The organism is Microbacterium sp. 8M, assembly GCF_902506375.1.
In the GTDB taxonomy this organism is placed as follows: domain Bacteria; phylum Actinomycetota; class Actinomycetes; order Actinomycetales; family Microbacteriaceae; genus Microbacterium.
This window is the reverse complement of record NZ_LR733284.1, coordinates 3,266,972-3,293,079: the sequence shown is the minus strand read 5'-3', so window position 1 is coordinate 3,293,079 and position 26,108 is coordinate 3,266,972. Positions and strand designations below refer to the sequence as shown.

Annotated in this window: 27 protein-coding genes; 12 read left to right on the top strand and 15 right to left on the bottom strand. The window is 70.7% G+C overall.

What is annotated here, in order from left to right; translation table 11 throughout:
* Nucleotides 1-99: 99 nt before the first annotated feature.
* From AERO9AM_RS15565 to AERO9AM_RS15535, 7 genes are read right to left on the bottom strand one after another with little or no spacing between them, the layout of a single operon-like run.
* Nucleotides 100-1,116: an SIS domain-containing protein gene (locus AERO9AM_RS15565; protein ID WP_159576969.1), complete on the bottom strand. Its 1,017-nt coding sequence runs from the start codon at nt 1,114-1,116 to the stop codon at nt 100-102.
* Nucleotides 1,113-1,997: a PfkB family carbohydrate kinase gene (locus AERO9AM_RS15560; protein ID WP_159576968.1), complete on the bottom strand. Its 885-nt coding sequence runs from the start codon at nt 1,995-1,997 to the stop codon at nt 1,113-1,115. The genes AERO9AM_RS15565 and AERO9AM_RS15560 overlap by 4 nt, the downstream gene beginning before the upstream one ends.
* A complete protein-coding gene (locus tag AERO9AM_RS15555; protein WP_159576967.1) occupies nt 1,994-3,193 on the bottom strand; it encodes an NAD(P)/FAD-dependent oxidoreductase in 1,200 nt (399 codons plus the stop codon). The genes AERO9AM_RS15560 and AERO9AM_RS15555 overlap by 4 nt, the downstream gene beginning before the upstream one ends.
* On the bottom strand, nt 3,190-4,275 hold the full coding sequence (locus AERO9AM_RS15550) for a Gfo/Idh/MocA family protein (RefSeq protein WP_159576966.1): 1,086 nt from the start codon (nt 4,273-4,275) through the stop codon (nt 3,190-3,192). The genes AERO9AM_RS15555 and AERO9AM_RS15550 overlap by 4 nt, the downstream gene beginning before the upstream one ends.
* A complete protein-coding gene (locus tag AERO9AM_RS15545; RefSeq protein ID WP_159576965.1) occupies nt 4,275-5,045 on the bottom strand; it encodes an amino acid ABC transporter ATP-binding protein in 771 nt (256 codons plus the stop codon). The genes AERO9AM_RS15550 and AERO9AM_RS15545 overlap by 1 nt, the downstream gene beginning before the upstream one ends.
* Nucleotides 5,042-5,830 carry an amino acid ABC transporter permease gene (locus AERO9AM_RS15540; RefSeq protein WP_159576964.1) on the bottom strand — a complete coding sequence of 263 codons (789 nt, stop codon included), beginning with the start codon at nt 5,828-5,830 and terminating at the stop codon, nt 5,042-5,044. Before AERO9AM_RS15540 ends, AERO9AM_RS15545 begins: the two co-directional genes overlap by 4 nt.
* Before the next feature lie 51 nt (nt 5,831-5,881).
* Entirely contained in the window at nt 5,882-6,763 is an 882-nt protein-coding gene (locus AERO9AM_RS15535; RefSeq protein WP_159576963.1) for an ABC transporter substrate-binding protein, read from the bottom strand.
* A gap of 143 nt (nt 6,764-6,906) precedes the next feature.
* On the opposite strand from AERO9AM_RS15535, the gene AERO9AM_RS15530 reads away from it, so the two are divergent.
* Entirely contained in the window at nt 6,907-8,016 is a 1,110-nt protein-coding gene (locus tag AERO9AM_RS15530) for a LacI family DNA-binding transcriptional regulator (RefSeq protein WP_159576962.1), read from the top strand.
* 66 nt (nt 8,017-8,082) lie between these two features.
* Here AERO9AM_RS15530 and AERO9AM_RS15525 read toward each other — a convergent pair whose 3' ends face one another.
* The 3 genes from AERO9AM_RS15525 to AERO9AM_RS15515 all read right to left on the bottom strand — a co-directional run bounded on the left by AERO9AM_RS15525 (nt 8,083) and on the right by AERO9AM_RS15515 (nt 9,330).
* On the bottom strand, nt 8,083-8,394 hold the full coding sequence (locus AERO9AM_RS15525; RefSeq protein WP_159576961.1) for a hypothetical protein: 312 nt from the start codon (nt 8,392-8,394) through the stop codon (nt 8,083-8,085).
* Nucleotides 8,395-8,593: 199 nt separating this feature from the next.
* Nucleotides 8,594-8,884 carry a hypothetical protein gene (locus AERO9AM_RS15520; protein WP_159576960.1) on the bottom strand — a complete coding sequence of 97 codons (291 nt, stop codon included), beginning with the start codon at nt 8,882-8,884 and terminating at the stop codon, nt 8,594-8,596.
* Between the two features lie 17 nt (nt 8,885-8,901).
* A complete protein-coding gene (locus AERO9AM_RS15515; protein WP_159577582.1) occupies nt 8,902-9,330 on the bottom strand; it encodes an Hsp20/alpha crystallin family protein in 429 nt (142 codons plus the stop codon).
* Between the two features lie 205 nt (nt 9,331-9,535).
* Here AERO9AM_RS15515 and AERO9AM_RS15510 point away from each other — a divergent pair, with 205 nt between their 5' ends.
* The 5 genes from AERO9AM_RS15510 to AERO9AM_RS15490 all read left to right on the top strand — a co-directional run bounded on the left by AERO9AM_RS15510 (nt 9,536) and on the right by AERO9AM_RS15490 (nt 15,123).
* On the top strand, nt 9,536-11,173 hold the full coding sequence (locus AERO9AM_RS15510; RefSeq protein WP_159576959.1) for a circularly permuted type 2 ATP-grasp protein: 1,638 nt from the start codon (nt 9,536-9,538) through the stop codon (nt 11,171-11,173).
* Complete coding sequence (locus tag AERO9AM_RS15505) at nt 11,167-12,096, top strand: alpha-E domain-containing protein (RefSeq protein WP_159576958.1); 930 nt, start codon at nt 11,167-11,169, stop codon at nt 12,094-12,096. Before AERO9AM_RS15510 ends, AERO9AM_RS15505 begins: the two co-directional genes overlap by 7 nt.
* The gene (locus AERO9AM_RS15500; RefSeq protein WP_159576957.1) at nt 12,093-12,938 is read left to right on the top strand and encodes a transglutaminase family protein; all 846 of its coding nucleotides are present in this window, start codon (nt 12,093-12,095) and stop codon (nt 12,936-12,938) included. The genes AERO9AM_RS15505 and AERO9AM_RS15500 overlap by 4 nt, the downstream gene beginning before the upstream one ends.
* Nucleotides 12,939-13,180: 242 nt before the next feature.
* Nucleotides 13,181-13,720 carry a PadR family transcriptional regulator gene (locus AERO9AM_RS15495; protein WP_159576956.1) on the top strand — a complete coding sequence of 180 codons (540 nt, stop codon included), beginning with the start codon at nt 13,181-13,183 and terminating at the stop codon, nt 13,718-13,720.
* Nucleotides 13,717-15,123 (top strand): alpha/beta hydrolase, encoded by a 1,407-nt coding sequence (locus AERO9AM_RS15490; RefSeq protein WP_159576955.1) that lies wholly within the window; start codon nt 13,717-13,719, stop codon nt 15,121-15,123. The genes AERO9AM_RS15495 and AERO9AM_RS15490 overlap by 4 nt, the downstream gene beginning before the upstream one ends.
* 23 nt (nt 15,124-15,146) lie before the next feature.
* On the opposite strand, the gene AERO9AM_RS15485 is transcribed toward AERO9AM_RS15490, so the two are convergent.
* The 4 genes from AERO9AM_RS15485 to AERO9AM_RS15470 all read right to left on the bottom strand — a co-directional run bounded on the left by AERO9AM_RS15485 (nt 15,147) and on the right by AERO9AM_RS15470 (nt 19,204).
* Nucleotides 15,147-15,641 carry a hypothetical protein gene (locus AERO9AM_RS15485; RefSeq protein WP_159576954.1) on the bottom strand — a complete coding sequence of 165 codons (495 nt, stop codon included), beginning with the start codon at nt 15,639-15,641 and terminating at the stop codon, nt 15,147-15,149.
* Between the two features lie 8 nt (nt 15,642-15,649).
* Nucleotides 15,650-16,507, bottom strand: a complete 858-nt coding sequence (locus tag AERO9AM_RS15480) for a DJ-1/PfpI family protein (protein ID WP_159576953.1) — start codon at nt 16,505-16,507, stop codon at nt 15,650-15,652.
* A 74-nt stretch (nt 16,508-16,581) separates the two neighbouring features.
* Nucleotides 16,582-17,523 (bottom strand): GlxA family transcriptional regulator, encoded by a 942-nt coding sequence (locus tag AERO9AM_RS15475; RefSeq protein WP_159576952.1) that lies wholly within the window; start codon nt 17,521-17,523, stop codon nt 16,582-16,584.
* A 109-nt stretch (nt 17,524-17,632) separates the two neighbouring features.
* Entirely contained in the window at nt 17,633-19,204 is a 1,572-nt protein-coding gene (locus AERO9AM_RS15470; protein WP_159576951.1) for a Na+/H+ antiporter, read from the bottom strand.
* A gap of 266 nt (nt 19,205-19,470) precedes the next feature.
* Between AERO9AM_RS15470 and AERO9AM_RS15465 the strand changes: the two genes are divergently transcribed.
* Complete coding sequence (locus tag AERO9AM_RS15465; protein WP_159576950.1) at nt 19,471-20,394, top strand: DUF5996 family protein; 924 nt, start codon at nt 19,471-19,473, stop codon at nt 20,392-20,394.
* A 22-nt stretch (nt 20,395-20,416) separates the two neighbouring features.
* On the opposite strand, the gene AERO9AM_RS15460 is transcribed toward AERO9AM_RS15465, so the two are convergent.
* Nucleotides 20,417-22,039 (bottom strand): MFS transporter, encoded by a 1,623-nt coding sequence (locus AERO9AM_RS15460; protein WP_159576949.1) that lies wholly within the window; start codon nt 22,037-22,039, stop codon nt 20,417-20,419.
* 100 nt (nt 22,040-22,139) lie between these two features.
* Between AERO9AM_RS15460 and AERO9AM_RS15455 the strand changes: the two genes are divergently transcribed.
* From AERO9AM_RS15455 to AERO9AM_RS15435, 5 genes are all read left to right on the top strand, one after another.
* The gene (locus tag AERO9AM_RS15455; protein WP_159576948.1) at nt 22,140-22,730 is read left to right on the top strand and encodes a sulfite oxidase-like oxidoreductase; all 591 of its coding nucleotides are present in this window, start codon (nt 22,140-22,142) and stop codon (nt 22,728-22,730) included.
* Nucleotides 22,727-23,491: an FAD-binding oxidoreductase gene (locus AERO9AM_RS15450; protein ID WP_236602641.1), complete on the top strand. Its 765-nt coding sequence runs from the start codon at nt 22,727-22,729 to the stop codon at nt 23,489-23,491. The genes AERO9AM_RS15455 and AERO9AM_RS15450 overlap by 4 nt, the downstream gene beginning before the upstream one ends.
* Entirely contained in the window at nt 23,491-23,748 is a 258-nt protein-coding gene (locus AERO9AM_RS15445) for a DUF6510 family protein (protein ID WP_159576947.1), read from the top strand. Before AERO9AM_RS15450 ends, AERO9AM_RS15445 begins: the two co-directional genes overlap by 1 nt.
* A 352-nt stretch (nt 23,749-24,100) precedes the next feature.
* Entirely contained in the window at nt 24,101-25,075 is a 975-nt protein-coding gene (locus AERO9AM_RS15440; protein ID WP_159576946.1) for an ABC transporter permease, read from the top strand.
* The gene (locus AERO9AM_RS15435; protein ID WP_201298660.1) at nt 25,075-26,049 is read left to right on the top strand and encodes a carbohydrate ABC transporter permease; all 975 of its coding nucleotides are present in this window, start codon (nt 25,075-25,077) and stop codon (nt 26,047-26,049) included. The genes AERO9AM_RS15440 and AERO9AM_RS15435 overlap by 1 nt, the downstream gene beginning before the upstream one ends.
* Nucleotides 26,050-26,108 lie beyond the last annotated feature (59 nt).

Genomic DNA, 26,108 nt, shown 5'->3' with positions numbered 1-26,108 from the left:
CGGGGGAGCGGTCGCCCGAGCAGGCACGATGGCCGATGCGCGTCATACGCGAAGAGGGGATCCGGATGCTCTCCGGATCCCCTCCTGCTCACGTCTCGATCAGTACGCGAACTGCCACATGTAGCGGCGTCCTTCCAGCGCGTAGCCGCGCACGGATGCGTAGTTCTCCGCGAGGCGGAACATCATCGGATAGAACACCAGGGGTGCGGTGAAGCCGCGCTGGTTCGCGGGAACGCCCGGGAGGTCCAGATGGCGGCTGTCGATCTTGTGCGTGGTGCCGCTGTACTGATCGAGGAATCGTTCGGCGCGCTCGGCCATGGGCCGGGTCTCGTCCTCACCGAGGAAGAGGATGCTCTTGGTCTGCTTGTCGAACACCTCGAACGGGCCCTGGAAGAACTCGTTGGCGTTGATGGTCGACGCGTGCATCCACTGCATCTCCTGCAGGAAGCAGCTGGTGAAGGTGCTGCCCATCCCCTGGAGCGGGCCCGAGGCGATGAGGTACGTCATCGGGACGTCCTTCATGTCCTCGGCGATGGCGGCGGCCAGCGGCTCGAAGCCGCGCAGCGCGGCCTCTGTCGCCTCCGGCAGTGCCGTGAGCGCGTCGAGCCGGGCACGGACGTCCCGTCCCTCCCGGGCCAGCACGGCGAGCGCGAGAAGCTGCAGCACGACCTGGTTGCCGTCGCCGCCCCGCGAGATGAATGCCGTCGTCACAGCCTGCGCGAGCGGTCCGTCGGCCTTCAGCGTGACCGCGACCACCGCGGCGCCCCGCTCCTGCGCCCAGGCCGCCGCTGCCACGGACTCGGCCGTGGTGCCCGCCGCCGACAGCACGATGACGAGAGCGCCCGGGCCCACGCCGGGCGAGGCGCGGTAGCTGAACTCGTCGGAGTTGACCGACGCGACGGGGAGCGCCGACTCCCGGTCCAACACGTACTGCGCGGCCTGCAGGCCGGAGAGGGAGCCGCCGGCTCCGACGAGGTAGACGCGGTCCACCGCGGGCCGCCCTGCGACATAGTCGCGGATCTCGTCCCAGCGGGCGAGCGCATGCTCCTGTGCGGGACGGATCGTGTCGGGGATGGGCTTGACGGGGGTCGGGCCGACATAGGTGCCGTCGGTCATCGGTGCTCCTTCGTGGTGAGGGGTTCGAGAACGGGGGAGTCGTCGCCTGCGGCGAGGATGGTCGGGTCGATCGGGATGCCGGGCCCGAAGGCGCCGAGCCGTTGACATGTCTCCGCAGCGATCTCCGCCGCGGCGGCCAGGATCGTCGGCGGATCCTCGTCGCGCAGGATGCCCACGAGCACCCGCGCCGCGAAGCTGTCGCCGGCGCCCAGGGTGTCGAGGGCGGGACGCTCGGTCCGCGCCGCCGCCGACCAGCGTCGGCCGCGGTGACTGAGCACCGCGCCCCGGGTGCCACGCGTGACGAGGCTCCACTGCGCGCCCGAGGCCTCGCTCCTCTCGAGCAGCTCCGCGAACGCCGTGTCGTCCAGATCGCCGCCGGAGTGCACGGCGAGGAAGCAGATCCTGCCCACCCGGGCGATGTGATCCGGATCGGCGCGCGTGGCGAAGTCGTACGACAGGCGCGTCGCGCTCGCGAATGCCTCGAGATGCTGGTCCAGGCCGCTGGTCGCGCCGACGTGGACGGCATCGAATCCCGCAAGGGCATCGATGTCATCCGCCGACGGATCGAACCGGGACACACCCAGGTCGAAGGACAGGAACGCGCGGTCGCCGTGCTCGTCGTGGCCGATCACGCAGTACGCGGTCCGGCCCCGCGCGCGCCGGAGTCGCGAGACGTCGACCCCCTCGGCTGCCAGCGATTGGGCGATGTGCTCTCCGGCGGAATCGGGAGCCACCTGGCCGACGTAGGCGGCGCGGGCCCCGAGCCGAGCGGCGAACGCCGCCACGTTCACGGTGTTGCCTCCCGGGAACATCCGCCCCGCCGACCGATAGCAATCGACGACGTTGTCCCCGGCGCCGGCGATGCTGACGAGCCCGCTCATGACGGGGCCGACGAGATGTCGGCAGCGGCGGTGACGGGAGCCCACGCACCGGTTCCGACCTCGGCGGGAGCGGCGTCCTGGTCGAAGCGGCTGAGCCGGAACGCGTCGAGCACGGGCGACGGCCGGCCGGTGAGCACCTCCTCGGCCACGAGCTCGCCCAGGATCAGGCCGAGGGTCGCGCCCGAGTGCGTGAACAGCATGGACAGGCCTGCGATCGCCGGGACCGAGCCGACCACGGGCTCGCCGTCACCGGGGATGGGCTTCAGTCCCGCGGCGACGCGCTCGGCGACGAGTGTCGGGTTGCCCGCGAGCACGCGCGAGGCCTCCTCGAGAAGGCCTCGCACCGACGCTTCGGGCACCGTCAGGGCGCCGTCCTCGCCGACCACGATCGACTTCTCGGCCCAGTCGGCGTCGAGCACCAGCCGTCCGTCGGGCATCGGGCGCACGGCGACCCGCGGGGTGTTCAGCACCGTCCGTACCCGGGGCTCGACCGGCTCGGTGACCACCACGAACGCGGCGGGGGTGGCGTCAGGCACGTGCACGCCGAGTGCTGCCAGCTGCGCGGGGACGTGCCCACCCGTGGCCAGCACGACCCGGTCGGCGGCGAGCCGGGCGCCGTTGCCGAGGATCACCCCGACGGCGGTGCCGTCCTGCACGTCGACACGCACGTCGCCGGCGTCCTCGATGACCTCGGCGCCGTCGGCCACCGCCTCGGCGAGGAGAGCGGCGATGAGGTCGGGCAGGTTCACCCACCCCTCACCGCGGTTGTAGATCGCGCCCTCGGAGGCGACGGCCTCGGCGTTCACATCGGGCGTCAGCGCCGCGACCTGCTCGCGGTCGAGCCAGACGGAGTCGTAGCCACCGGCGCGCTCGTAGGCGAACGTGTCGCGGAAGCTCTCATCCTCGCCTGCCCACTTGAGGGCGCCGTCGAATCGCAGATACGCGCTGCTCTCCGGGTGCCGCTCCCGCCAGGTCCGGTAGCGATCCAGGCCGATCAGCCGCAGGTAGCGGTATTCGGCCGAACGTGCGCCGGACGAGTTCAGCCAGGCGATCGAGCGGCCCGAGGCGCCGTCGGCCGGCTTGCCCTGGGTGACGAGGGTCACGCGGGCGCCGCCGCGGGCGAGGTGTGCAGCGGTCGAGGTGCCGAGGATCCCGGCGCCGATGACGGCGACGTGGAGTGGCTGCGGGCTGGTCATCGTTGTCCTTCGTTCGTGTCGGAGTGTTCGGATCGGCGCAGTGGCGTCTCCGCGTGCAGGCGCTCGATGAGCTCGAGCACGGCGACGGCGTCGGCCGGGTCGACCGGCAGCGGGCCGCCGTCGCGGATGCCGGCCGCGAGGCCGCGGTAGAACGCGCCGTAGTCCCCCCGGAGGGTGGGCAGCGGAGAGAGCGAGCCTTCGACGCCGAAGACGCCCCAGCGCTCCGGCGGCGTGGCCCCGTACTGTGCGTCGTCGGGCGAGACGCCGACACTCAGCGCGGCCTCCTGACCGTCCAAGCCGTGGCTGGTGTAGCCGCTGCGCGAGCCGAGCACGTGGAACCGGGGGCCGAACTGTGCGGCGAGCGAGTTCATCCACAGGTGCGAGATCGTGCCGGACTCGTGGCGGAGCGCGACGAAGGCGTCGTCGTCCGCACACCCACCCGGCCGGTGCACCGCGAGCTCGGCACGCGCTTCGGCCACCGGGCCGAACAGCTGCAGCGCCTGATCGATGAGGTGGCTGCCGAGATCGAAGAGGATCCCTCCACCCTGATCCGCAGTGGCCTGCGCCTTCCAGGTGGCACGGATCTCCGGCTTGTACCACTCGAACCGCGACTCGAAGCGGCGCACGTCTCCCAGCCGGCCGGTCTCGACGAGATCGCGCACGGTACGGAAGTCTCCGTCCCACCGCCGGTTCTGGAACACCGTGATCCGCCGTCCGAGGTGCTCGGCGTGCGCGATGAGGGCACGTCCCTCGGCGGAGGTCACCGCGAACGGCTTGTCCACGACCACGTCGAGACCCGCGTCCAGCGCGACCGTGGCGATCGGGGCGTGGGTGGCCGGCGGCGTTCCGATCACGACGAGATCCAGGTCGGTCCGGCGATCGAGCAGCTCGTCCACGGATCCCAGAACCGACGCGTCCGGATACCGGACCCGCGCCTCCCGGGCACGTCCCGGATCCGCAGTGACGATCACGTCGAGCGAGTACGCGGGATCGGCGGCGAGGAACGGCGCGTGGAAGACCCGGCCCGACACTCCGAAACCCACGACGGCCGTGCGGATAGGCGGTGCCGTGGTCCCCGTCATCAGAGCACCTCCGAGAGGAACAGGCGCAGCCGGTCGCTCTGCGGGGCATCGAAGATCTGCTCGGGCGTGCCGGCTTCGACGACGCGCCCTTCGTCCATGAAGACGACCTGGTCGGCGACTTTGCGAGCGAATCCCATCTCGTGGGTGACCACCAGCATCGTCATGCCGCGCTGCGCGAGTTCGGCCATGAGGTTGAGAACGCCCTTGACCAGCTCTGGATCGAGGGCGCTGGTGGCCTCGTCGAAGAGCATCACCTCCGGTTCCATCGCAAGTGCCCGCGCGATGGCGACGCGCTGCTGCTGCCCTCCGGACAGATCCCGGGGGCGGTGGTCCGAGCGCTCGGCGAGGCCGACCTCGGTGAGTCGCGCCAGGGCGATCCGCTCCGCCTCGCCCTTCGGCATGCGCTTCACATTCCGCAGGGCGAGGGCCACGTTCTGCAGCGCCGTGTGGTCGGGGAAGAGGTTGAAGTGCTGGAAGACGAGACCGACCCTCCGGCGCAGCACGTCGGGCTTGAGCGTGAGGGCGTCGTCGTCGGCGATCAGTACCCGCCCGCCCTTGGGCTCGTGGAGACGGTTGACGCCGCGCAGCAGCGTGGACTTGCCCGAGCCGGACGGCCCGATGATGCAGGTCGTGGTGCCGGGCTCGACGGTGATCGACACGTCCCGGATGACGTCGACGTCGCCGTAGGCCATTCGGAGGTTCTGGATCTCGAGCCGGGAGCCCTTGTAGAAGCGGCCGTCGGTGACGGGCTGAGGTGATGTGTAGGTCATGCGTTCTCTCCTCGGGTGTAGACCGGGCTGAGGGACTGCTCTGCGACCTCTTCGAGACCGCTGCGCGGCGGCGTCGCCTTGCGGCGTCCGGTGCGGAATCGGTTGTCGAAGTAGTTCACGAGATGGGTGAGCGGCACGGTCACCACCAGGTAGAAGACGCCCGCGAGGACGAGGGGCGACAGGTTCCCGCTGAGCACGGCTGCGTCCTGCCCGACCCGGAACAGCTCGCGCTCGCCGACGAGGAGACCCAGGAAGTAGACGAGGCTCGAGTCCTTCACGATGGCGATGAACTGATTGACCAGCGCCGGCAGCACGCGTCGGACACCCTGCGGGATCACCACCAGACGCATCGCACTGGTGTAGCTCATCCCGAGCGCTCGGCAGGCCTCCAGCTGACCGCGGTCGACGCTCTGGATGCCGGCGCGGAAGATCTCGCCGATGTACGCGCTCGCGATCAGGCTCAGGGCGAGGATCCCCAGGGGATAGGGCGACGGGCCGAAGACCTGCTGGCTGAACTTCGCCAGCCCCTGCCCGATGAGCAGGATGGTGAGGATCGCGGGCAGTCCGCGGAAGATGTCGGTGTAGACGCGGGCGGGATATCGCAGCCAGCGCGACTTCGAGATGCCCAGGACGGCGATGATCATCCCGAGAACGATGCCGATCGCGGTCGCGCAGAGCGAGATGATCAGAGTGTTGACGAGCCCGATACCCAGCAGCTGCGGGAGGACCTGCGCCATCGCGCCGAAGTCGAAGAACGTCTTGATGATGTTGTCGAGCCAGTTCATGATGTGCTCCTCTCGAGGCGCGGGCGACGATCGCCCGCGCCTCGCGGTGGGTCAGCCCTGCGCGGCGCTCGGGGTCGGAGATGCCGTGCGCTCGCTCGGCGGGAGGTACTGGTCGGGCATCGGAGAACCCGGGAACCACTTCTGGTAGAGCTTCTTCCAGGTGCCGTCGTCCATCGCCGAGCGCAGCGCCTTGTTCAGGGCGTCCCGGAGCGCGGTGTTGCCCTTCGCGATCGCGAACCCGGCAGGCGCATCGAAGGAGGGGACGTTGATGGCGTTGACGAGCCCGTACTGCTCGGCATAGGTCTTCGCTGTCTCGTAGTCGAGGAAGTGCGCGACGACGTTCCCGTTGTTGACGGCGGCGATCGCGCTGTTGTTGTCCGGGAAGCGCACCAGCTCGCTCTTGGTGAAGTGCTTGAGTGCGTACTGCTCCTGCAGGGTGCCCTGGACGACCCCGAGGCGTTTGCCGGCGAGGTCGGACTCCTTCGAGATGTGCGCGTCAGGGCTCGCCATGACGGTCAGGAATCCTGCGAGGTAGCCGTCGGAGAAGTCGACGGTCTTCTTGCGGGCGTCGGTGATCCCGATCGCGGCGACCCCGACGTCGAACTGCCCGTTCGCGACGGCCGGCAGGATCGCGGAGAAGTCCTGGCCCGTGAAGACCACGTCCTTCACGCCGATGCGGCGCGCCACGTCCTCGAAGAGCTGGACGTCGAACCCCGTGTACTGGCCGTCGGCGTCCGTGAACGAGTACGGCTTCAGATCGCCGACGCTCGCGACGCGGATCTGCCCGGCCTTGATCAGGTGGTACGGGTTGCCGTCGCCGCCTGCTGTCGGCGTGCTGCTGGATCCGGTGCCCGGCGAGCACGCGGTCAGGACGGCAGCGGTGACGAGTGCGGCGGCAGCGACGATGGCCCTTCGCCTTCCGAAAACGCTCATGGAGTTCCTCTCTGAACTGATTCCCTGACCGCCAGGGCAGCGATAGGGCTAGTGGGTCCGGACCCACCTTGTATATTGGGTCCGGACCCAATGACCGTAGTCATATGATGGGGACCTTGTCAATCCCGTGTTGAGGAAGTCGCATGACCGCATCGAGATCCCTGCCGCGGCAGGCCACGGTAGCTGACGTCGCACGTCGCGCCGGAGTCGGCAAGTCCACGGCGTCGCGGGCTCTCGGCGGATACGGTGCCGTGAGCGAAGAAGTCCGCGACCGCGTCCTCGCGGCCGCGGAGGAACTCGGATACCGTCCGAACGAGCTGGCGCGCAGCATGAACACCGGGCGTTCCCGCACGATCGGCGTCGTCGTCGGAGACGTCGAGAACCCGTACTTCAGCGTCGCGCTGCGGGGCATCTCGGATACGGCGAGGGCCGCCGGCTATGACGTGGTTCTCGCGAACACCTCCGAGCGGCTCGCCGATGAGCGCGACGCCGTGCGGTTCTTCCTCGACAAGCGCGTCGACGCGATGATCGTCTCGCCCGCGACCAGCTACGACACCGAGCATCTCGTCACCGTGCTGGAGGCTTCACGCCCGCTCGTGCTCCTGGACCGGCGCGTCGACAGCGTGGACGCCGTCGGTGTGCGCGTGCGCATCGCCGCGGCAGCGGCGCAGGCCACAGAGCTGCTGATCGGGCTCGGCCATCGGCGGATCGCTTTCGTCTCGGCGCTGACGACTGATGGCGACCGATTCAGCGGACTGGAGACAGCGGTCTCCTCCGTGTCCGACCGACTGGCAGGCCTGGTCGGAGCTCTTCAGAGCAACGGCATCGCGGTCGATCCGGATCTGATCCGATATCTCGCCGTCGATGAGGCGGAGACCGCCGCGATCATCGATGAACTGCTCGGGATGGCCGATCCTCCCACGGCCATCCTGGCCTCGGACGCGACTGTCGCGCTCAACGTGCTGATCGCGTTGCGTTCGCGTCGCCTGAGTGTGCCTCGGGACATCTCGGTCATCGCCTTCGATGACTCGCCCTGGGCGCGGATCAGCGACCCTCCGCTGACCGGCATCACCCATCCGATCTACGAGGTCGGCGTCACCGCGGCGAAGGCGGCACTGAGACTGATCGACGGAACGTCGGTCTCCTCCCAGGAGTTCGATGCGGAGTTGACCCTCCGTGAGTCACACGGGCGTCCGAAGGGCGTGAAGGGGCGAATGCTCGAGGCGGGCGAGGAGCGAGAAGTCGTCCGCTAGCTCCACCGTGCTGTCGAGCAGACCGAGCGATTCCCCGGCGGCACCCTCTTCGCGCCGGCAGGTTCGTCATGCCAGCGCCGGGGCGTCCCCGAACGACGGCACCCGCAGCGGCGGCCGGTGCGGGATGGGAATCGGCTTGGACGACGGGATCCGCGTCGCGCGCTCGGCGTTCCGGCGGATGGCGTGGAGCACGTCCTGCGGTGACGTCCAAGTGGCCGGGAGGCCCAGATCCTGCAGCCAGATCACGTCGTATGCCGCCTGCTCCGTCTCGTAGACGCAGGCCACGGTGCGGTACGGATCGCCCGGTCCGCGGCTCGTGTCCACGACGATCCACTCGATGGGCGTCAGCTGCTGCAGCACGTATCGGTCATTCGACATCTGGGCTCCTGGTGTATTGCTGCGCCGCGCGGCGCGATGTACCGCACGGCGCGGCGAGGAGGGCAGCCACCCGGCCCGCTTTCGAGATGCGCGGGCCGCGCGCGGGCGTGGCTCCGGTGCACACGCCCCCGGAATCCGAATGCGCGGGCGGGGCAGCTGTCACCTCGGTGGTGTGAGGCAAGGCCTCGATGAGGACGGTTCATCGGGCGCGAGGCGGCGAGCGCGCGAACACGAGACCGCTGCTCGCGCGGGCAGGGCCGCTCGCTGAGGAGCGCGACCGGTCGAGCTCGCGGCGGCGGTGGCCCCGGGTGCCACGGCCGTCTGCGGTGGCTTCGCACGTGCTGCCGAGAGCCGGCGGCACGGCCCATTCCGCGGCGACGATGTCGTCGAACTCGGCCTGCATCAGCTCGTCATCCGCGACGATCAGCTCGATGAACCGCTCATCGAGCTGCTGCTCGGCCCTCGCGCCCTGCACGGATGGGATCATCATGAACTGCTCCCGACGGTTCAGGCGCTGATGGCGAGGTTCTCCGCCTTGCTGGTGACCGCGACCTTGCGCGGCTTCGCCTCCTCGGCGACGGGGATCTGCAGGGAGAGCACGCCGTCGTCGTAGTTCGCGGTGATCTTCCCGGTGTCGAGGTTGTCGCCGAGCACGAGCTGCCGGCTGAACACACCGCGAGCCCGCTCCGCGGCGAGCATGTCGGCGTCGCTGGCCCTGATCGGCCGCTCGGCCTTCACCGTCACCACGTTGCGTTCGACGTCCAGGTCGATCGACTCCCGGTCCACCCCGGGCAGGTCGAACTCGACGTGGAAGACGTCGCCTTCCCGCCAGGCGTCCATCGGCATGACCGAGGGCCTCGCCAGTGTCCCATCCGCTCCGAAGATCTGCTGGGTGAGTCGGTCCAGCTCACGGAACGGATCAGTGCGCATCAGCATCATGACCACCTCCATGTCCTCGTTGAGAGATGCTTCAGGGGCATGGATCCGCTCGTCAGGATCTATGCCCTGCGCTGTAGATTTTTTATAGCACCACTGTCAAGGCGATGCAAGCGGATCTTCCAGATCTGAACGCCGGGAGCCCGTAGCACGCCGGACTCGCAGGCGAAATCAGCGCGAAACGTGCGGGTGGAATGGTCCATGCATGGAAACGTCTTTCGCCGGATACTGGAGCCGGCAGGCAACGGGATCCCGCTCCGGTTCGCCCTGGGACGAGATGTTCGACGCCTGCGACGCAGATGCGGAGCTCGCCGCCCGAGATCCCTACCGCGGGATCCATCGCGCGCTCAGCGAGATGTCGGCGGAGGATCTGCGCGGCAGGGTCGAGGCGCTCGCCGGGGCGTACCTCTCACAGGGCGTGACCTTCGACTTCGCCGGCGAGGAGCGTCCGTTCCCGCTCGACGTCGTGCCCCGGGTGATCGCGCCCGACGAGTGGCGCGAGGTGGATCTCGGCGTCGCGCAGCGCGTGCGGGCGCTGGAGGCCTTCCTCGCCGACGTGTACGGCGCCCGGCGCTGCGTGACCGACGGCGTTATCCCGGCGCCGCTCATCGCCTCGTCGAGCCACTTCCACCGCCAGGCCGCGGGGATCGTCGCGGCGAACGGCGTCCGGATCCAGGTGGCCGGCATCGACGTCATCCGGGACGAGTCCGGCGGGTGGCGGGTGCTCGAGGACAACGTGCGCGTGCCGAGCGGCGTGAGCTACGTGCTGGCGAACCGCCGCGCGCTCGCGCAGATGGTCCCGGAGATGTTCACGGACATGCGGGTCCTGCCCGTGGTCGACTACCCCAACCGACTGCTCGGTGCACTGCGCGCGGCGGCGCCGTCGGGCGCCGAGGATCCCACCGTCGTGGTGCTCACCCCCGGCGTGTTCAACTCCGCGTACTACGAGCACACCCTGCTGGCGCGGCTGATGGGCGTCGAGCTGGTGGAGGGGCGCGACCTGTTCTGCTCCGGCGGGCGGGTCTGGATGCACACCACCACAGGTCCGCGCCGGGTCGACGTGATCTACCGCCGGGTCGACGATGAATTCCTGGATCCGCAGCAGTTCCGCCCGGATTCGATGCTAGGGGCGGCCGGGATCCTGAACGCGGCACGGCTGGGGAACGTGACGATCGCGAACGCGGTGGGCAACGGCGTCGCCGACGACAAGCTCGTGTACACCTATGTGCCCGACCTGATCCGCTACTACCTGGCCGAGGAGCCGATCCTGCCGAACGTCGACACCTGGCGCCTGGAAGACCCCGGCGCCCTCGAAGAGGTGCTGGACCGGCTGCACGAGCTCGTCGTGAAGCCGGTGGACGGATCCGGCGGCAAGGGCCTCATCATGGGTCCCGCCGCCTCACGCGCCGAGCTCGACACCGCAAGGAAGACGCTCGCCGCGGATCCGCGGGGCTGGATCGCGCAGCCGGTCGTGCAGCTGTCCACGATCCCCACCCTCGTGGAGGGCGGGTTCCGGCCCCGGCACGCCGACCTGCGGCCGTTCGCGGTCAACGACGGCGACGGGATCTGGGTCCTGCCCGGCGGCCTCACCCGGGTCGCGCTCCCGGAAGGGCAGCTCGTGGTCAACTCGAGCCAGGGCGGCGGATCCAAGGACACCTGGGTGCTGGAGGATCCGGCCACGCCACGGGCCTCGGCCACGATCGGCGCCGTCCGGATCGCGGCTCCGCCGGCCGCGGAGCTCGCCGGCGCCGCGGTCGCACCGCTGCCGGTGCCGCCGATCGACGACCCGCAGCGCCAGCAACAGCAGCAACAGCAACAGCAGCAGGAGGTGTCGTCATGCTGAGTCGGATCGCCGAAGCGCTGTTCTGGATCGGCAGGTACGTCGAACGCGCCGACGGCACAGCCAGGATCCTCGACGTGCATCTGCAGCTGCTGCTCGAGGATCCTTGGGCCGACGAGGAGTCGGTGTGCCGCGGGGTGCTGTCCGTGATGGGCGTGCCCGATGCCGCCGGCGGCAACCCTCGCCGCGGCGATGCGCTCCGGGCGCTCGCGACCGACCGGACCCAGGCGATCTCGGTCGCGCACTCGCTGTCCTCCGCCCGGGAGAACGCCCGCCGCGCCCGAGAGGTCATCTCCCAGGACCTGTGGGAGGTGCTCAACACGACCAATGCCCGGCTGCCGCTGCGCGTGGACTTCGAACGCTCGCACTCCTTCTTCCAATGGGTGCGCGAGCGGGCCGCGCTCACCTACGGCGTCGCCGAGACGTCGATGAGCCGCGACGAGGCCTGGTACTTCTTCGTGCTCGGGCGCGCCCTCGAGGCCGCGGACATGACCGCGCGCCTGCTCGTCTCCGCGGCACGGGCCGACGGCGGCAGCACGATCAACTGGATGACCCTGCTGCGCAGCTGCGATGCTTACGACGCGCATCTGCGCGTGCACCGGGCCATGCCCACAGCCACCTCGGCGACGGAGTTCCTGCTCATCGACCGGCACTTCCCCCGCTCGGTGCTGTCGAGCGTCATCCGCGCCGAGGAGAGCCTCCGGCGCATCGGCCAGTCCTCGCCACTGCTGCCGCCCGACGCGGTGGGCCGAGCCATCGGTCGGCTGCGCTCGGAGCTCGAATACCGGCCTGTGGCAGATCTCGTGCTCCTGCTGGAGAGCAGCATGCGCCATGTGCAGGAGAGTGTCTCCGCGATCAGCAACGCGGTGCAGGACCAGTACTTCCCCTCCATCGCCGCCCCCGTCTGGACCGAGGAGACGCTATGACCCGGCTCAGGATCGTGCACCGCACGGGATTCCAGTACGCCTCGCCCGCGACGGCGTCGTACAACGAGGCGCGTATGCTGCCGCGCACGCAGGACCGCCAGCTCGTGCTGCAGGCCCGTGTCGAGACCAGTCCGGCGACGCATCCGAGCACGTACAACGACCACTGGGGGACACCGGTGACCGCGTTCGAGGTGCTCACCCCGCACGAGGAGCTCTCCGTGGTGGCGACGAGCGTGGTCGAGACGCGCACGGTCCCCGCGCGCGGCCCGGAGCTGCGCTGGGACCAGCTCGCGCGCGCCGCGGCTTCCTCGCTCGACGTCGCAGAGATGCTCATCCAGACGCACGCCACCGACCCCGATGAGCAGATGAGCGAACTGGCGAACCAGGCGCGTGCCGAGCACGACGGCATCGATGCCGCGGCCACCGCGATCTGCCGGATCGTCGGCGAGGCGATGACCTATCGTCGCGGCGTGACCGGGGTGAACTCGACGGCGCGGGACGCGTGGCCGGCGCGCGCAGGGGTCTGTCAGGACATCGCGCATGTGACGCTCGGGATGCTCCGCGCGGCCGGGATCCCGGCTCGCTACGTGTCCGGCTATCTGCACCCGGACGCGGACCCGAAGGTGGGCGAGACCGTCACCGGGGAGTCGCACGCCTGGGTGGAGTGGTTCTCGGGCGCATGGCGCGGCTACGACCCCACCAACCTCGTCGAGATCGGTCCCTCGCACGTGTTCGTCGGCGTCGGTCGGGACTACGCGGACATCTCCCCGCTGCGCGGCGTCTACGCCGGATCCGGCGCGTCCGAGCTGTTCGTCTCGGTCGACATCACCCGCCTGGAGTGAACACCCGCCTGGAGCGAACGCACGACGCGGCCCCCGGGTTCAGCCGATTCCCGGGGGCCGCGTCGTGCACGAGGGTGCTCGAGCCGTGCTCCGCGATAAGGCGCCAGTATCACGGAGCGGCGTTTCGCCGTCGCGGCGGGCGTCTCCGTGGTCGGCATGCTCGTGGGGGCGACCCTGCGCGTCTGAGCGTCGCAGTGGGTCGCCCAGCGGACCCATACCTCTGCCAGAGGTATCATCATTCCGTGGAGAACCTGACACCGACAGCGCACACGATCCTGGGCTACGTGGCTTCGCACCCGCGCAGCGGCTACGAGATCCGCCAGGCCGCGTCGCGCAACCCCTTCTGGGGGATCAGCGACGGCCAGCTGTACCCGCAGCTGCGGCTGCTGGCCGGCGCGGGGCTGATCGAGTCCGACGGGGAGGACGGACCCCGGGGCAAGACGGTCTGGCGGATCACGCCGCCGGGGCGACAGGCTCTGCGCGAGTGGCTCGGCGAGGAGACTCCGCCGGTCGTGATCCGGGACGAGAACCTGGTGAAGCTGCTGTTCGCCGCTCCGCTCGACCGCGGGCTCGCGCGAGCGCTGGTGGAGGAGCGCCGGGCGCAGTTCGCGTCGTTCCGGGATCTCGTCGCGGCGGTCGTGCCGGGTGCCTCCTGGACGGATGCGGAGCGGAGCGCGGCGGCGACCGTGCCGACCCTCGTGCGCGACTACGGCCTGACGTTCGCCGAGAACGCCGTGGCCTGGTGCGACCGTGTTCTCGACGCGCTGGACGGCGACGCATGAGCGCCGGCGTGCGCCCAGTCCGGATCACCGTGTCCCGCGTGCTCTATCTCCTGGGCGGGGCGATCGGGGTCGTGAACGGCGCGATCGAGCTCGGGCCCGACGCGCGGCCGTCCGTGCAGGCCGCGGGGTGGCCGCTGATCGTGTCGGGAGCGGCCGCCCTCGTCCTGGTCGTCCTGCTCCGCCGGCCGGGTCGTGGTCTCCCCGTCACGGCCGGCGTGGTCTCCGCGGCCATGGGCGGCGCGCGCGTGCTGCAGGCGGCCGCGGTCGGGTCCCCGGCGGTGCTGATCGCCTGCCTCCTCCCCGTGGTGGCCCTGCTCGGGGTGATCGGGTCCGAGGGACGGGCGTGGACGCGCACGCCGGCGGCGGAATGGGCGTCCCTCGTCGCGGCCGACCGTGCGCGGCGCGCACCGCGCGGGGTTGTGCGCCGGGCGATCGGCGGCCTCGGCGCGGTCGGGATCGTGGCGGCCGTGCTCGTCGTCGGCGTCGGCGCGGGGGTCGCCGCCGCCGTCGCGCCGTGCCCTCTGCCGGGCCCGGCCGCGCGCAGCGGTCTGGACACCGCCGACGGCACGGCGCATCCGGCCGCGACGCCCACCGGCCACGTCACGGCGACCGACGGGGTGCGGCTCGCCTACTACGCCTTCGTCCCCCGCGCGCCGCGGGCGAGCCTGGTGTTCTACCACGGCACCGGGGCGAACAGTGCTGCCGGGTACCTCGGCATCGGCGAGACCCTCCGCGCGCAGGGGATCGCGGTCTACCTCTTCGACATCCGCGGCCACGGCGCCTCGGGCGGACCACGCGGCGACACCCCGAGCACGCCGCAGCTGGAGCAGGACACGGCGTCGGCGGTCTCGTTCGTGCACCATGAGCAGCCTGATGTGCCGGAGTTCGTCGGCGGGCATTCGGCCGGGGCCGGAGTCGTGCTCAACAGCGTGCAGCGGATCTCGACGCCCATCGCCGGCTACGTGTTCCTCGCGCCCGACTTCGGGCTGCACTCGGGCACCGAGCGCCAGGACGACGCCTCCAACTTCGCGACGATCTGCCAGCGGCCCCTGATCGCCGCCACGCTGACGAACGGCCTGCTGGGCGCGCACACGCCGGCGGTCTCGTTCGCCTACACGTCCGCTCAAATCGCCGCGGGCCTGATCCCGCAGTACACCGCCGCCATGGCCATCGCCCAGAACGCGGATGACAGCGCGGCGGTGCTCGCACACCTCCGCGGGCCCGTCGGCGTCTGGATCGGCGGCGACGACGAGGTGTTCGACCCCTCGCGCGTCGCCGCCTATGCCGAGACCCGCACGGGGAACCGGGCGACCGTCTCGATCGTGCCCCACGAGAGCCACCTCGGCATCCTCGACGATCCGGCCCCCATGGGGGAGTGGATCCTGGCGCACCAGGGAGGCTAGGGGACGGACGCCCGGCGTCGGCGTCACCGCGCCTGCGGACGAGCGGCGCCGCGGCGCCGGACCCGGATCCGGCTGATCAGCGCGGGGACCAGGCCGACGGCGATCGCGAGAGCCGCGGCGAGGATCGCGATCACGGTGACGCGCACGGGCGCCCCTCCCTGCTGCGGCAGCGCCGGGAGCGGATACTCGATGTACTTCGCCGCGGTCTGAGCCACGTGACGCCCGTCGGAGCGCGCGATGTCGGCGAGGATCGGGTCGAAGCTCGTGTTGCCCGTGCCGGCCGCCGCGGCCGGGAGGAACACCGGGACGTCGGGGGCGGCAGCCGCGAGCGGCGTGCGCGAGGTCGCGCCGGGGATCACGAGACGGTCGAGCTTGCCCGCCTTCGCCACAGGTGTGGCGAGCAGCGTCATGCCGTGCCGCGTGGTGATCTCGCCGCTCTCGGCGACGGGGACGACGTGCGCGGTGAACGCGGCTCCGCCGTAGAGCTCGGCGGCCGCGGCGACATCGATCTCGTCCACGCCCGGTGTCAGCCCGAGGCCGTAGCGGGGCTGCCCCCACGGCATCGTGGCGCCGAGCACATACGGGTAGTCCGCGAGCGAGACGTGTTGACGGGGATGCTCGTCGACGCGTCCGGGCTCCAGTGCGGGTAGCGCACCTCGTCGGCGATCCGCACGGCCTCGGCCGTGCCCGCCCGCTGCTGCACGACGTGCAGGCTGGCGGCGATGCCTGAGCTCACGCCCGCGGTGGTGAGCACGTCACCGTCCTCGACCCAGCGCTCTCCCCGCACCCACGTGGTCTCCGGGTGAGTCGAGGTCATCCCGTCGATGTCGGACCAGAACGACGTCGCCCGCTTGCCGTCGAGCCCCGTCGTCTCCACGAGCACGCGCGCACCGGCGCAGACGCCCATGATGCGGGCGCCGGCATCGTGCGTGGTCTCGATGAACGCGCGCAGATCCGCCTCCTCTGCCCCTGACGGGTCGGCGATCGCGGGGACGACGACGAGGTCGGGGCGGGGCAGCCGCCCGGACTCGTAGTCCGCGAACGACGCGTCGGGCACGGTGGTGAGCCCGCCCGACAGGGCGATCGGGGTGCGCGATGCCGCGACCGTGCGCACGTCGAAGCGCTCGGACGCGGCGAACACGCCGTAAGGCCCCATCGCGTCGGTCGCGACCGTGCCGTTGCGCCCGAGGAGGATCGCGACCTGGATCCGGTCGGACGCGGCGGGCCGGGTCGCCGCCGGCTCCGCGGAGGAGCGGGCGGGGAGCGGCGCGAAGTCCTGCGCCATCGTCGTGGTGAAGCCGGCGACAGCGACGCCGCCGAAGACGGCCGTCGCGAGGATGACGCCGCCGACCGTGAGCAGGGCGCGCCGAAGGAAGGTGTTCATGAAGGGCTCCGAAGAAGGGGTCGGTGGAGGAGACGGCGACGGGCTGTCGCCGTGGGACGTGGGGAGAGGGCGTGCTAGCGGAGGGAGGCGCGGTACTCGCGCGGCGACAGGCCGTGCACCTGCGCGAAGACGCGCCGCAGCTGCCGGGCGTCGGCGTACCCGCACGCCAGTGAGATCGCCTCGACCGAGAGATCGGTCGAGGACAGCAGCGCTGTGGCGTGGCCGATGCGCAGGGTCTGCTGGTATTGCAGCGGGGTCATGCCGACGGTGCGGACGAACTTGCTGGTCAGCGTGCGGGGCGCGAGGTGCACCGCTCGCGAGAGCTCCTCGAGCGTGTAGTGCTGCGAGAAGCCGTCGGACAGGATCTGCTGCACGGCCTGCACCTCGGGGACGACGTGATCGCGGAACTCCACGAACGGGCTGGTCGGCGCCGCGGTCCCGTTGCGGCGCAGATAGACCACCAGCTCGCGCGCGACGCGGGCAGCGAGCGCGGCGCCGTGATCCTGCTCGATGATGGCGAGCGAGAGGTCGATCCCGGAGGCGATGCCGGCGCTTGTGAGGATGGACCCGTCCATGACGAACAGGACGTCGTCCACGACCCGCGCGCGCGGGTAGCGCTCGCGCATGTGCTCGATCACGCTCCAGTGCGCCGTGCAGCGGTGCCCGTCCAGCAGTCCCGCCTCGCCCAGGAGGAACGCCCCCGTGCATACGGACGCGATCTGCGCGCCGGCGTGCGCGGCCTCGCGGATCCACCCGATCACATCCGGGGCGAGCTCCAGCGACATCGTCAGATCCGTGCCCGGGACGAGCACGAGGTCGCTGTCGCGCACGGACGTCAGACCGGTGAGGGCGGCCAGCTCGAGTCCCTGGGCGGACGTCACGAGCGGATCCGGGGAGACGAACGCCAGCTCGTAGTCGGCTCCGAAGCGGGTCGCCGCGGAGAACGCCTGCACCGGACCTGACAGATCGAGCAGGTTCACATGGGGCAGGACGACGACGACGACACGCTTGGACACCCTTGAAATCTACGGGCGACGGAGCGTCGGCGCGAGGCGTCATCGAGCACGATCACCGGACGGATCCGGCATCATCGGCTGCGTCTGCGACGCTCGGAGCCGTGGCGGGTCAGTCGTGTCGGTCCGCGGAGGCGGGGGTGAGGTGCAGCGCGTCGCGATCCAGACGCGTCTGCAGGCGGTGCAGGGTGGCGTCGCTGATCGCGCCGTGGTTGCGGAGGCGGATCACGACGTCACGGGCGTGGTCCACGAGGGCGAGGTTGAGGGCCGCGTAGTCGTGGTCCAGATCCCGTCGCGTGCTGCGTCCCGGCTCCGGGGCGCCGCCGATCCGCTCCAGGCGTTCGCGATACTCCGTCACGACGCGCTCGCGGATGTGCTCGGGGACGTCGATCTCGCGGGCGAGTGCCGGAGACGCGTGGATCGCCGAGAGCAGCGCGGTGCGGTGCGCGCGCGTGAACTCGGCCGCGACCATCGTGTCGGGTTCGAAGCGCGCCCACCGGATCACCGCGGGCAGGAGCATTCCCTGCGCGAGGATCGTGAGGATGATGACGCCGGTGGCGACGAAGATGATCTCCGCGCGTCCCGGCATGTCCGCCGGGACGGCCAGTGCGACGGCCAGCGAGATGGCACCGCGGAAGCCTGCGACCGTCGAGACGACCCTGGCCCGATGCGTCATCCGCTTCTGACGCTGGGCAGGGCTGCGGTCCACCAGCCGGATCCCCCAGGTCGTGATCATCTGGAACGCGAAGCGGATGAGCAGGATCGCGATCCAGATCAGCACGCAGAGCAGCAGGAGCGTGGGGATGCTCTGCAGCGGCACGGAACGCATCGCGGACTGCGCCTCGATGCCTATCAGGACGAACAGGGCGCCGTTGAGCCCCGCGCTGGCCAGCGTCCAGAACCCGTCCCGCTGCTGGCGGGACTGCGGGGTGCCGGACCGCGGTCCGGTTCGGCTCAGATACAGCCCGGCGATGACGACCGCGATGACGCCGGAGGCGTGGATCTGTTCGGCCGCGAGGAAGGCCGCGAAGGGCACCAGCACGAGCGCGGCGTTGTGCAGGAGAGGATCGTCCAGGCGCCGGAGCGCAAGCGTGCCCAGCAGACCCGCGAGCAGGCCGACCACGGCGCCGCCGCCGTAGGCCAGGGCGACGAGGCCCGTGACATCCCAGCCGGAGTAGTGGGCGCCGCTGGCCGCCAGTCCGATCACGATCGTGTAGATGACCAGCGCGGTGCCGTCGTTCACCAGGCTCTCGGCCCGCAGCTGGATGACGTTCCGATGGGGGAGCGCGCGGGTGAGCGCGCCCACGGCGGTCGCATCGGTGGGCGCCAGCGCCGCGCCGAGGACGAGCGCAGGCAGCCACCCCCAGCCGAGGGCGACGCCGATCCCTGCGGTGCCGAACGTGGTCGCGACGACCAGCAGCGTGCTCAGCAGCAGGATCACCCGGAGATCGCGGCGCACCTCGCGCAGGGGTGTCATCAGCGCCTCCCAGAACAGCAGTGCCGGGAGGAACAGCACCAGCACCGCGTCGGACGGGAGGTGGATGCTGCGGACCTCCGGGAACAGGCCCGCCAGCAGGCCGAACAGGAGCTGCAGCAACGCGGCCGGCACGTGCAGCCGCGGGGCCAGCCAGGCTGCTCCCACGACGAGGGCGCCGACCAGGACGAACGTGGTGAGCGGATCCATGAGCAGTCCTCTCCGGGAGCAGGGGGCGGTGCGGCGAAACCGGGGTCCCGCCTTCGCGACGCCGACTCGAGGAGCTTCGCCTGCGCCCAGCGTCGCACCCCGGTGTTTCGGCGCCGTTACAGGCCGGGGAGCGATCCGTTTCGCGGTGGACGCCGGACCACGGTGCCGATCGCGGCCGGACGGCGACGGTCCGGTCCCGACGAAGCGCCGACGACTCCGGAGCCCACCGCAGGCTCGGTAGAGTGTCCCCGATCGAGGAGGACGCCGTGCCCACGAACCCCGCCTGGCCCGCTCTCGCCGTCGACGACTGGACGGCCACACGGGAGACGCTGCACATGTACACGCAGATCGTCGGCAAGGTCAAGATGGTGCTCGCCGCCCCGGTGAACCACTGGTGGCACGTCACGCTGTTCGTCGACGCGCGCGGGCTCACGACCGGAGCGATCCCGGTCGGCGACCGGATCCTGGAGCTCTCGTTCGACTTCGTCGAGCACGTTCTCATCGCGCGCACCAGTGACGGGCGGAGCGAGACGCTCCCCCTCGGGGGATCGGTTGCGCGCTTCTACGCCGAGGTGATGGCCCTGCTGTCCCGGTTGGACGTGGACGTGCGCATCCATCCGGTGCCGAACGAGGTGGCCGAGGCCATCCCGTTCCCCGACGACACCGTGCACGCGACCTACGACGCCGAGCACGCCCGGCTGTTCTGGCAGCAGCTGGTGCAGGCGGATCGGGTGCTGCGGAGATCCCGCTCGGCGTTCCGCGGCAAGGTGAGCCCGGTGCACTACTTCTGGGGTGCGATGGATCTCGCGGTGACGCGCTTCTCGGGGCGGCCGGCGCCGGCGCACCCCGGTGGTGCGCCCAACTGTCCGGACAGCGTGATGGTGGAGGGTTACTCGGACGAGCTCAGCAGCGCGGGGTTCTGGCCGGGCGGCGGCGCGGAGGGCGCGTTCTACGCCTACGCGTATCCGGCGCCGGAGGGGTACGCGGCCGCGGAGGTGCCGGAGGAGGCGTACTTCGATGCGGCCCTGGGCGAGTTCCTGCTGCCGTATGAGGCGGTGCGCCGCGCGCCGGATCCGGACGCGCTGGTCGGCGAGTTCCTGCGGGCGACGGCCGAGGCGGCCGCGCGCCTCGCGGACTGGCCGCCCGCGCCGCAGGCGCCCGTGGTCCCCGCCGACGGCGCGTCGCTCTGAGCGGCCGCGGGCGCCCGGGTCCTCAGCGCCGCGGCAGTCGCACGGCGAACGCGTGGGCCTCCGAGACGACGTCGGCGGTCTCGAGCACGCGGGCCATCACGGCCGCGTCACTCCCGGTCCAGCGCGCAGTGCGCGAGGCCGTGTACTCGCCCCATGAGCGCACCCGGAATCCCTCGAGGAAGGTCCCCGGCTCCTCGCCCGCGCGCTCCAGGGTCCACCCCGTCGCGCCCGTCCTGCGGCGGCTGTCGCGCAGCGGCCTCATCGCCGCGAGGAACGCCGGCTCGCGCTCGGGCGCGACCCGGTAGGTCACGGTCACGGCGACCGGACCGTCGTCGGGCTCGGGATCGAAGACGAGACTCGGCTCCGGCGCGCAGTACGGCCGGATCGACCGGTCCAGGCGCCCGGTCTGCGGACTCAGCGGGAGCACCAGCACGCTCGCCGCGACGAGCAGCAGCAGCCCCGCCGCCACCGCCAGGGTGACCGCCACCCCGGCCATCGCGCTCACCGCGCCCCAGAGGAACGCGCCGAGGCCCTGGCCGCCCAGCAGCACGAGGAGGTAGGCCGAGATCGCACGCGCCCGCACCCACGGTGCGGCACTGAGCTGCATGGCCGCGTTCAGGGTGGTGAGGGTCGCCGTCCATGCGATCCCCGTGATCAGCAGCGCCGGCACGACCACGGGCAGCGGCCACCAGGCCACGCTCACGGTGCCGGCGGCGAAGACCGCGGCGGAGAGCCCGAGAACCGCCGAGGCCGACAGACGCCGGGTGAGGAACGGCATCAGCACCGCGCCGAGGATGGAGCCCACCCCGAGCCCCCCGAGCAGGAGGCCGTAGCCGGTCGCGCCCAGGCCGAGGAGGCCGCCCGCGGCCGAGGGCAGCAGCGACCACAGTGCGCTGGCGGGGATCGCGAACAGCAGGCTGCGCAGCAGCAGGCGGCGCACGACGGGACCGGAGCCGAGATACCGCAGCCCCGCCACGAGCGAGTCGCCGAACGGTTCGACCCAGCCCCGGGCCGGTTGCTCCGGCCGGGGCCAGCGCATCAGGGCGATCACGACGCCGAGGAACGACACCGCGTTGAGCGCGAACACGAACGTCGGGCCGGTCCACGCGACGAGGATCCCGGCGATCGCGGGTCCGACCGCTCGCGCGGCGTTGACGGTGATGCCGCCCAGAGCGGCGGCCGCGGGGATCTCCTCCCGGGGCACGAGGTCGGGCTGGATCGCCTGCCAGGCCGGGGCGCTGAGCGCGGCGGAGGAGCCGAGCAGGAACGTCATGAGCAGCAGCGACGGCGCGCCGAGCACGCCGGTCCAGGACAGCACCGTGAGCACGAGGGCGAGGGCCGCCGACAGGATGTTCATGGCGAGCAGCCAGCCCCGCCGGTCGAACCGATCGGCCAGCACGCCTGCGAAGAGCGACAGGAACAGCACGGGCAGCAGGCTCGCGGCCTGCACCCACGCGACGATCGCGGATCCGGATCCCGCCTGGATGAGGAACCACTGCGCGGCGACGGTCTGCATCCACCCGCCGAGGTTGGATCCGGTCTGCGCCAGCCAGAGCGCGCGGAACACCCTATGCCGCAACGGAGCCCACGCCGATCCGGCCGTCGTGACCGGTGCCGTCGTCGTGTCGGCGCTCTGCGCATTCATGGGACCATTCTGGACCGGCGGTGCACTGGCGCCGGCCGCGCGCGGGTGACAGGCTGGGCCTGTCCGCGCCGGAGGCGCCGTGCCTGGAGAGGGGCTCGCGATGTCGTTCATCACCCGAGGGTTCACCGGTCGCCGCCGTGATCCGGACGATCGACTGCCACCGGGGCAGACCCTGGTGCACGACTTCCCGGTGCTCTCCGCGGGTCCGACGCCGCAGATCGCCACGGACGACTGGGAGTTCACGATCCGCAGCGCGGCGGGGGAGCGGCGCTGGACCTGGGACGAGTTCCAGCGGCTCGACATCGAGGACGTCGTCGTCGACATCCACTGCGTCACGCACTGGTCCAAGCTCGGCACGCACTGGCGGGGCGTCTCGATCGACACGCTGCTCGCCGACGTCGACACCTCGGACGAGTACGCGATGGCGCACAGCTACGGTGGCTACACGACGAACGTGCCGCTCGAGGACCTCCGCGGCGGCAAGGCCTGGATCGCGTTCGAGTTCGAGGGGGAACCCCTCGATCCCGAGCACGGCGGACCCGCCCGCCTGCTCGTGCCGCACCTGTACTTCTGGAAGAGCGCGAAGTGGATCCGCGGACTGGAGCTGCTGCCCGCCGACGAGCCCGGATTCTGGGAGCAGAACGGATACCACCTCCACGGGGATCCGTGGAAGGAGGAGCGCTACTGGTGAGCGTGGCGACGGAGCGCATCCTGCCGCGCACGGCCTGGCACGTGGCCGACGTCGTCGAGGTCCGCCGCGAGACGCCGACCGCCGCGCGCATCCGGCTCGACGTGGCGGGATGGCCGGGGAACCTCCCGGGTCAGCACCTCGATGTGCGGCTCACCGCGCCCGACGGGTACACGGCGACGCGGTCGTACTCGATCGCGTCCTCGGGTGACGGAACGCAGGTCGTGCTCGCGGTCGCGCGGGTTCCGGGCGGCGAGGTGTCGCCGTTCCTCATCGACGAGCTGCGGGCGGGGGACCGGCTGGAGGTGCACGGACCGCTCGGCGCTTACTTCGTCTGGCGCGCCCCGACCGACGGCACGGCCGGGCGCCCGGTCCAGCTCATCGCCGGCGGATCGGGCGTCGTCCCGCTCTACGCCATCGCGCAGGCGCACCTCGACGCGGCTGATGCGACGCCGTTCCGCCTGCTGTACTCGGTGCGCACGCCCGACGACGTGTTCTTCGCGGAGGAGCTCGCAGCGGCGGCGGAGGCGTCCGCGCCGTTCGTGGCCGACTTCGTCTTCACGCGGCGCGCGCCCGCGGGCGACGACGTGCCGGTCGGACGTCTCACCCGCGAGCGCCTGGCCGCGGCGGCGTTCGGCCCCGAGGTCGAGCCCCTCGTGTACGTGTGCGGGGCCACGGCCTTCGTCGAACAGGTCGCGGCGTGGCTCGTCGACCTGGGGCACGATCCGCGGGCGATCCGCACCGAGCGCTATGGAGGAACCTGATGCAGCACTTCGACGGGAATCTGCTGGCGGGAGCTCTGGCCGACCTACTGTCCTTCGACGCGACCGGCGCGCGGGCGCGGTGCAACGGGTGCGGCACTGTCGGCGAGCTCGCCACGACGATCGTGTTCCGCAGCGCCGCCGGCACCGTCGCCCGGTGCGCTGCCTGCGGTCAGGTGCTGCTCACCGTCGTCGAGGGCGACGACCGCACCTTCGTGAACTTCACCGGCACGGGCGCGATCGAGATCCCGGCGCGCTGAGCCGCGGATCCGGCGGACGTCTCACCGCCAGTCCTCCGCGAACGACCGCCGGTCCCGTCCGGAGCGGGCGGAGACCGCTGATCATGGGCGACGGCCAAGCGCCCGACGCCTCCTCGACGGCCGTGGTGCGCGTGGCCGCCGAGGCGGACGTGATCGGATCCGACGGGCTGCCGCACGCCGTCTCAGGGGGCGGGGCCGCATAGGCGCCGTCTTCGGATGTCGATCCCTCGCGTCACCAGGGCCTCTTGCTGCTCGGGAGGGCCCGCACCGAGATACATCGGATGAATCACTAGCGGAAACGACTCCGGAGACATAATATTACGACGTAAAGTAAATCCCCTGGAGGACTCAGATGACGCTCAGTGCCGAGCAGGACGCATCCCTGGAGGCGGTGAAAGCGCCGCCGCGAAAGACGTCGCACCGCGCCCGGTTCGCGCGCAGTCTCCGCCGCTACTGGCAGCTCTACCTGCTTCTGCTGCTGCCCGTCGTCTGGTTCATCGTCTTCCGCTACGTGCCCATGGTGAACGCCGTGATCGCATTCAAGAACTACAGCCCGGTGCAGGGCGTGTGGGGCAGCCCCTGGGTCGGATTCGACAACTTCGCGAACCTGTTCCGCAACCCCGTCTTCCCCAAGCTGCTCGTGAACACGCTGGTGCTGGCCGGATACACGCTCCTCGCGAGCTTCCCGCTGCCGATCATCCTGGCGCTGGCGCTCAATGAGGTACGGCTCCGCTTCTTCAAGCGCACGGTGCAGCTCGTCACGTACGCGCCGTACTTCATCTCCACCGTCGTGATCGTCTCCATGACCATCCTGCTGCTGTCGCCGCGGGTGGGGCTGCTCGGCCGCACGCTCAGCTTCTTCGGCGCCGGCCAGGTCGACCTCCTCGCCAGCGCCGACTTCTTCCGTCACATCTACGTCGCCACGGATCTGTGGACCACGACGGGGTACAGCGCGGTCATCTACCTTGCCGCGCTGTCGGCGGTGGACGTCTCGCTCTACGAGGCCGCGAAGATCGACGGTGCCAGCCGCCTCCAGAAGATCTGGAACGTGGACATTCCGTCGATCATGCCGACGGCGTCCATCATCCTGATCCTCGGCGTCGGCAACATCATGGCGATCGGCTTCGAGAAGGCGTTCCTGCTGCAGAACCCGCTCAACCTGTCGACGTCCGAGATCATCCCGACGTACGTGTACAAGACCGGCATCCTCAACGCCAACTTCAGCCTCGGCGCGACGATCGGGCTCTTCAATGCGGTGATCGGACTGATCCTGCTCCTCGTGGTCAACAAGGTGTCCAAGCGCATCTCGGGAAACGGACTCTGGTGATGGCTCTGATCGACAGCGAAGCGCTGACCCCCACCGAACTGCTCACGACCTCTCCCGCCGGGCGCCGGCGTTCGAGGTCGGCTGCCCGGGGCGTCAAGGTCAAGGAGACCAGGGCGGATCGCATCTTCGTGATCTCGGCCTACGTCCTGCTCACGGTCTTCCTGCTGGTCGTGCTGCTCCCCCTGCTCAACGTGCTCGCCAGCTCGTTCTCCAGCCCGCAGGCGGTCTCCTCCGGGCGGGTGCTGTTCTGGCCCGTCGACTTCACCCTGCGCGGTTACGAGGTCGCCCTCGGCAACCCTGCGATCCTGCGCGGCTTCGCGAACTCGATCTTCTACACGGTCGCCGGCACCGTGATCAGCGTCGCGGGCACGGTCGCGATCGCCTACCCGCTGTCGCGGGGACGCTTGTACGGCACCAAGGCGCTCACGGGCTTCGTGGTGTTCACGATGCTCTTCAGCGGCGGTCTCATCCCGATGTACCTGGTCGTGCAGTCCCTGGGGCTGCTGGACACCCGATGGTCGATGCTGCTGCCGAACGCGATCGGCGTGTGGCAGGTCATCATCGCGATGGTGTTCTTCCGCAGCTCCATTCCCGAGGAGCTGTACGAAGCGGCACAGCTCGACGGAGCCGGTGAGCTGCGGATCCTGTGGACGGTCGTGCTCCCGCTCGCAAAGCCGCTTCTCGCGGTGATCGCCCTGATGTACGCGATCATGCAGTGGAACTCCTACTTCGACGCGCTGCTCTACCTGCGCAGCGCCGACCTGCAGCCGTTGCAGCTCGTGCTCCGCGGACTGCTGATCGTGCCGCAGAGCGGCAGCGGCGGCGACGTCGCCGCGCAGCTGCAGCGTCGTGAGCTCGCGGACCTGCTCAAATACTCGACGGTCGTGATCGCGACGGTGCCGATGCTCATCGCCTACCCGTTCGTCTCGAAGTACTTCAGCAAGGGCATCATGGTCGGCGCCGTGAAGGGCTGAACCGATGCTCCCCAGAACCCACCACCACCCGAAAGCCCGATCCGGTCAAAGGAGAATCC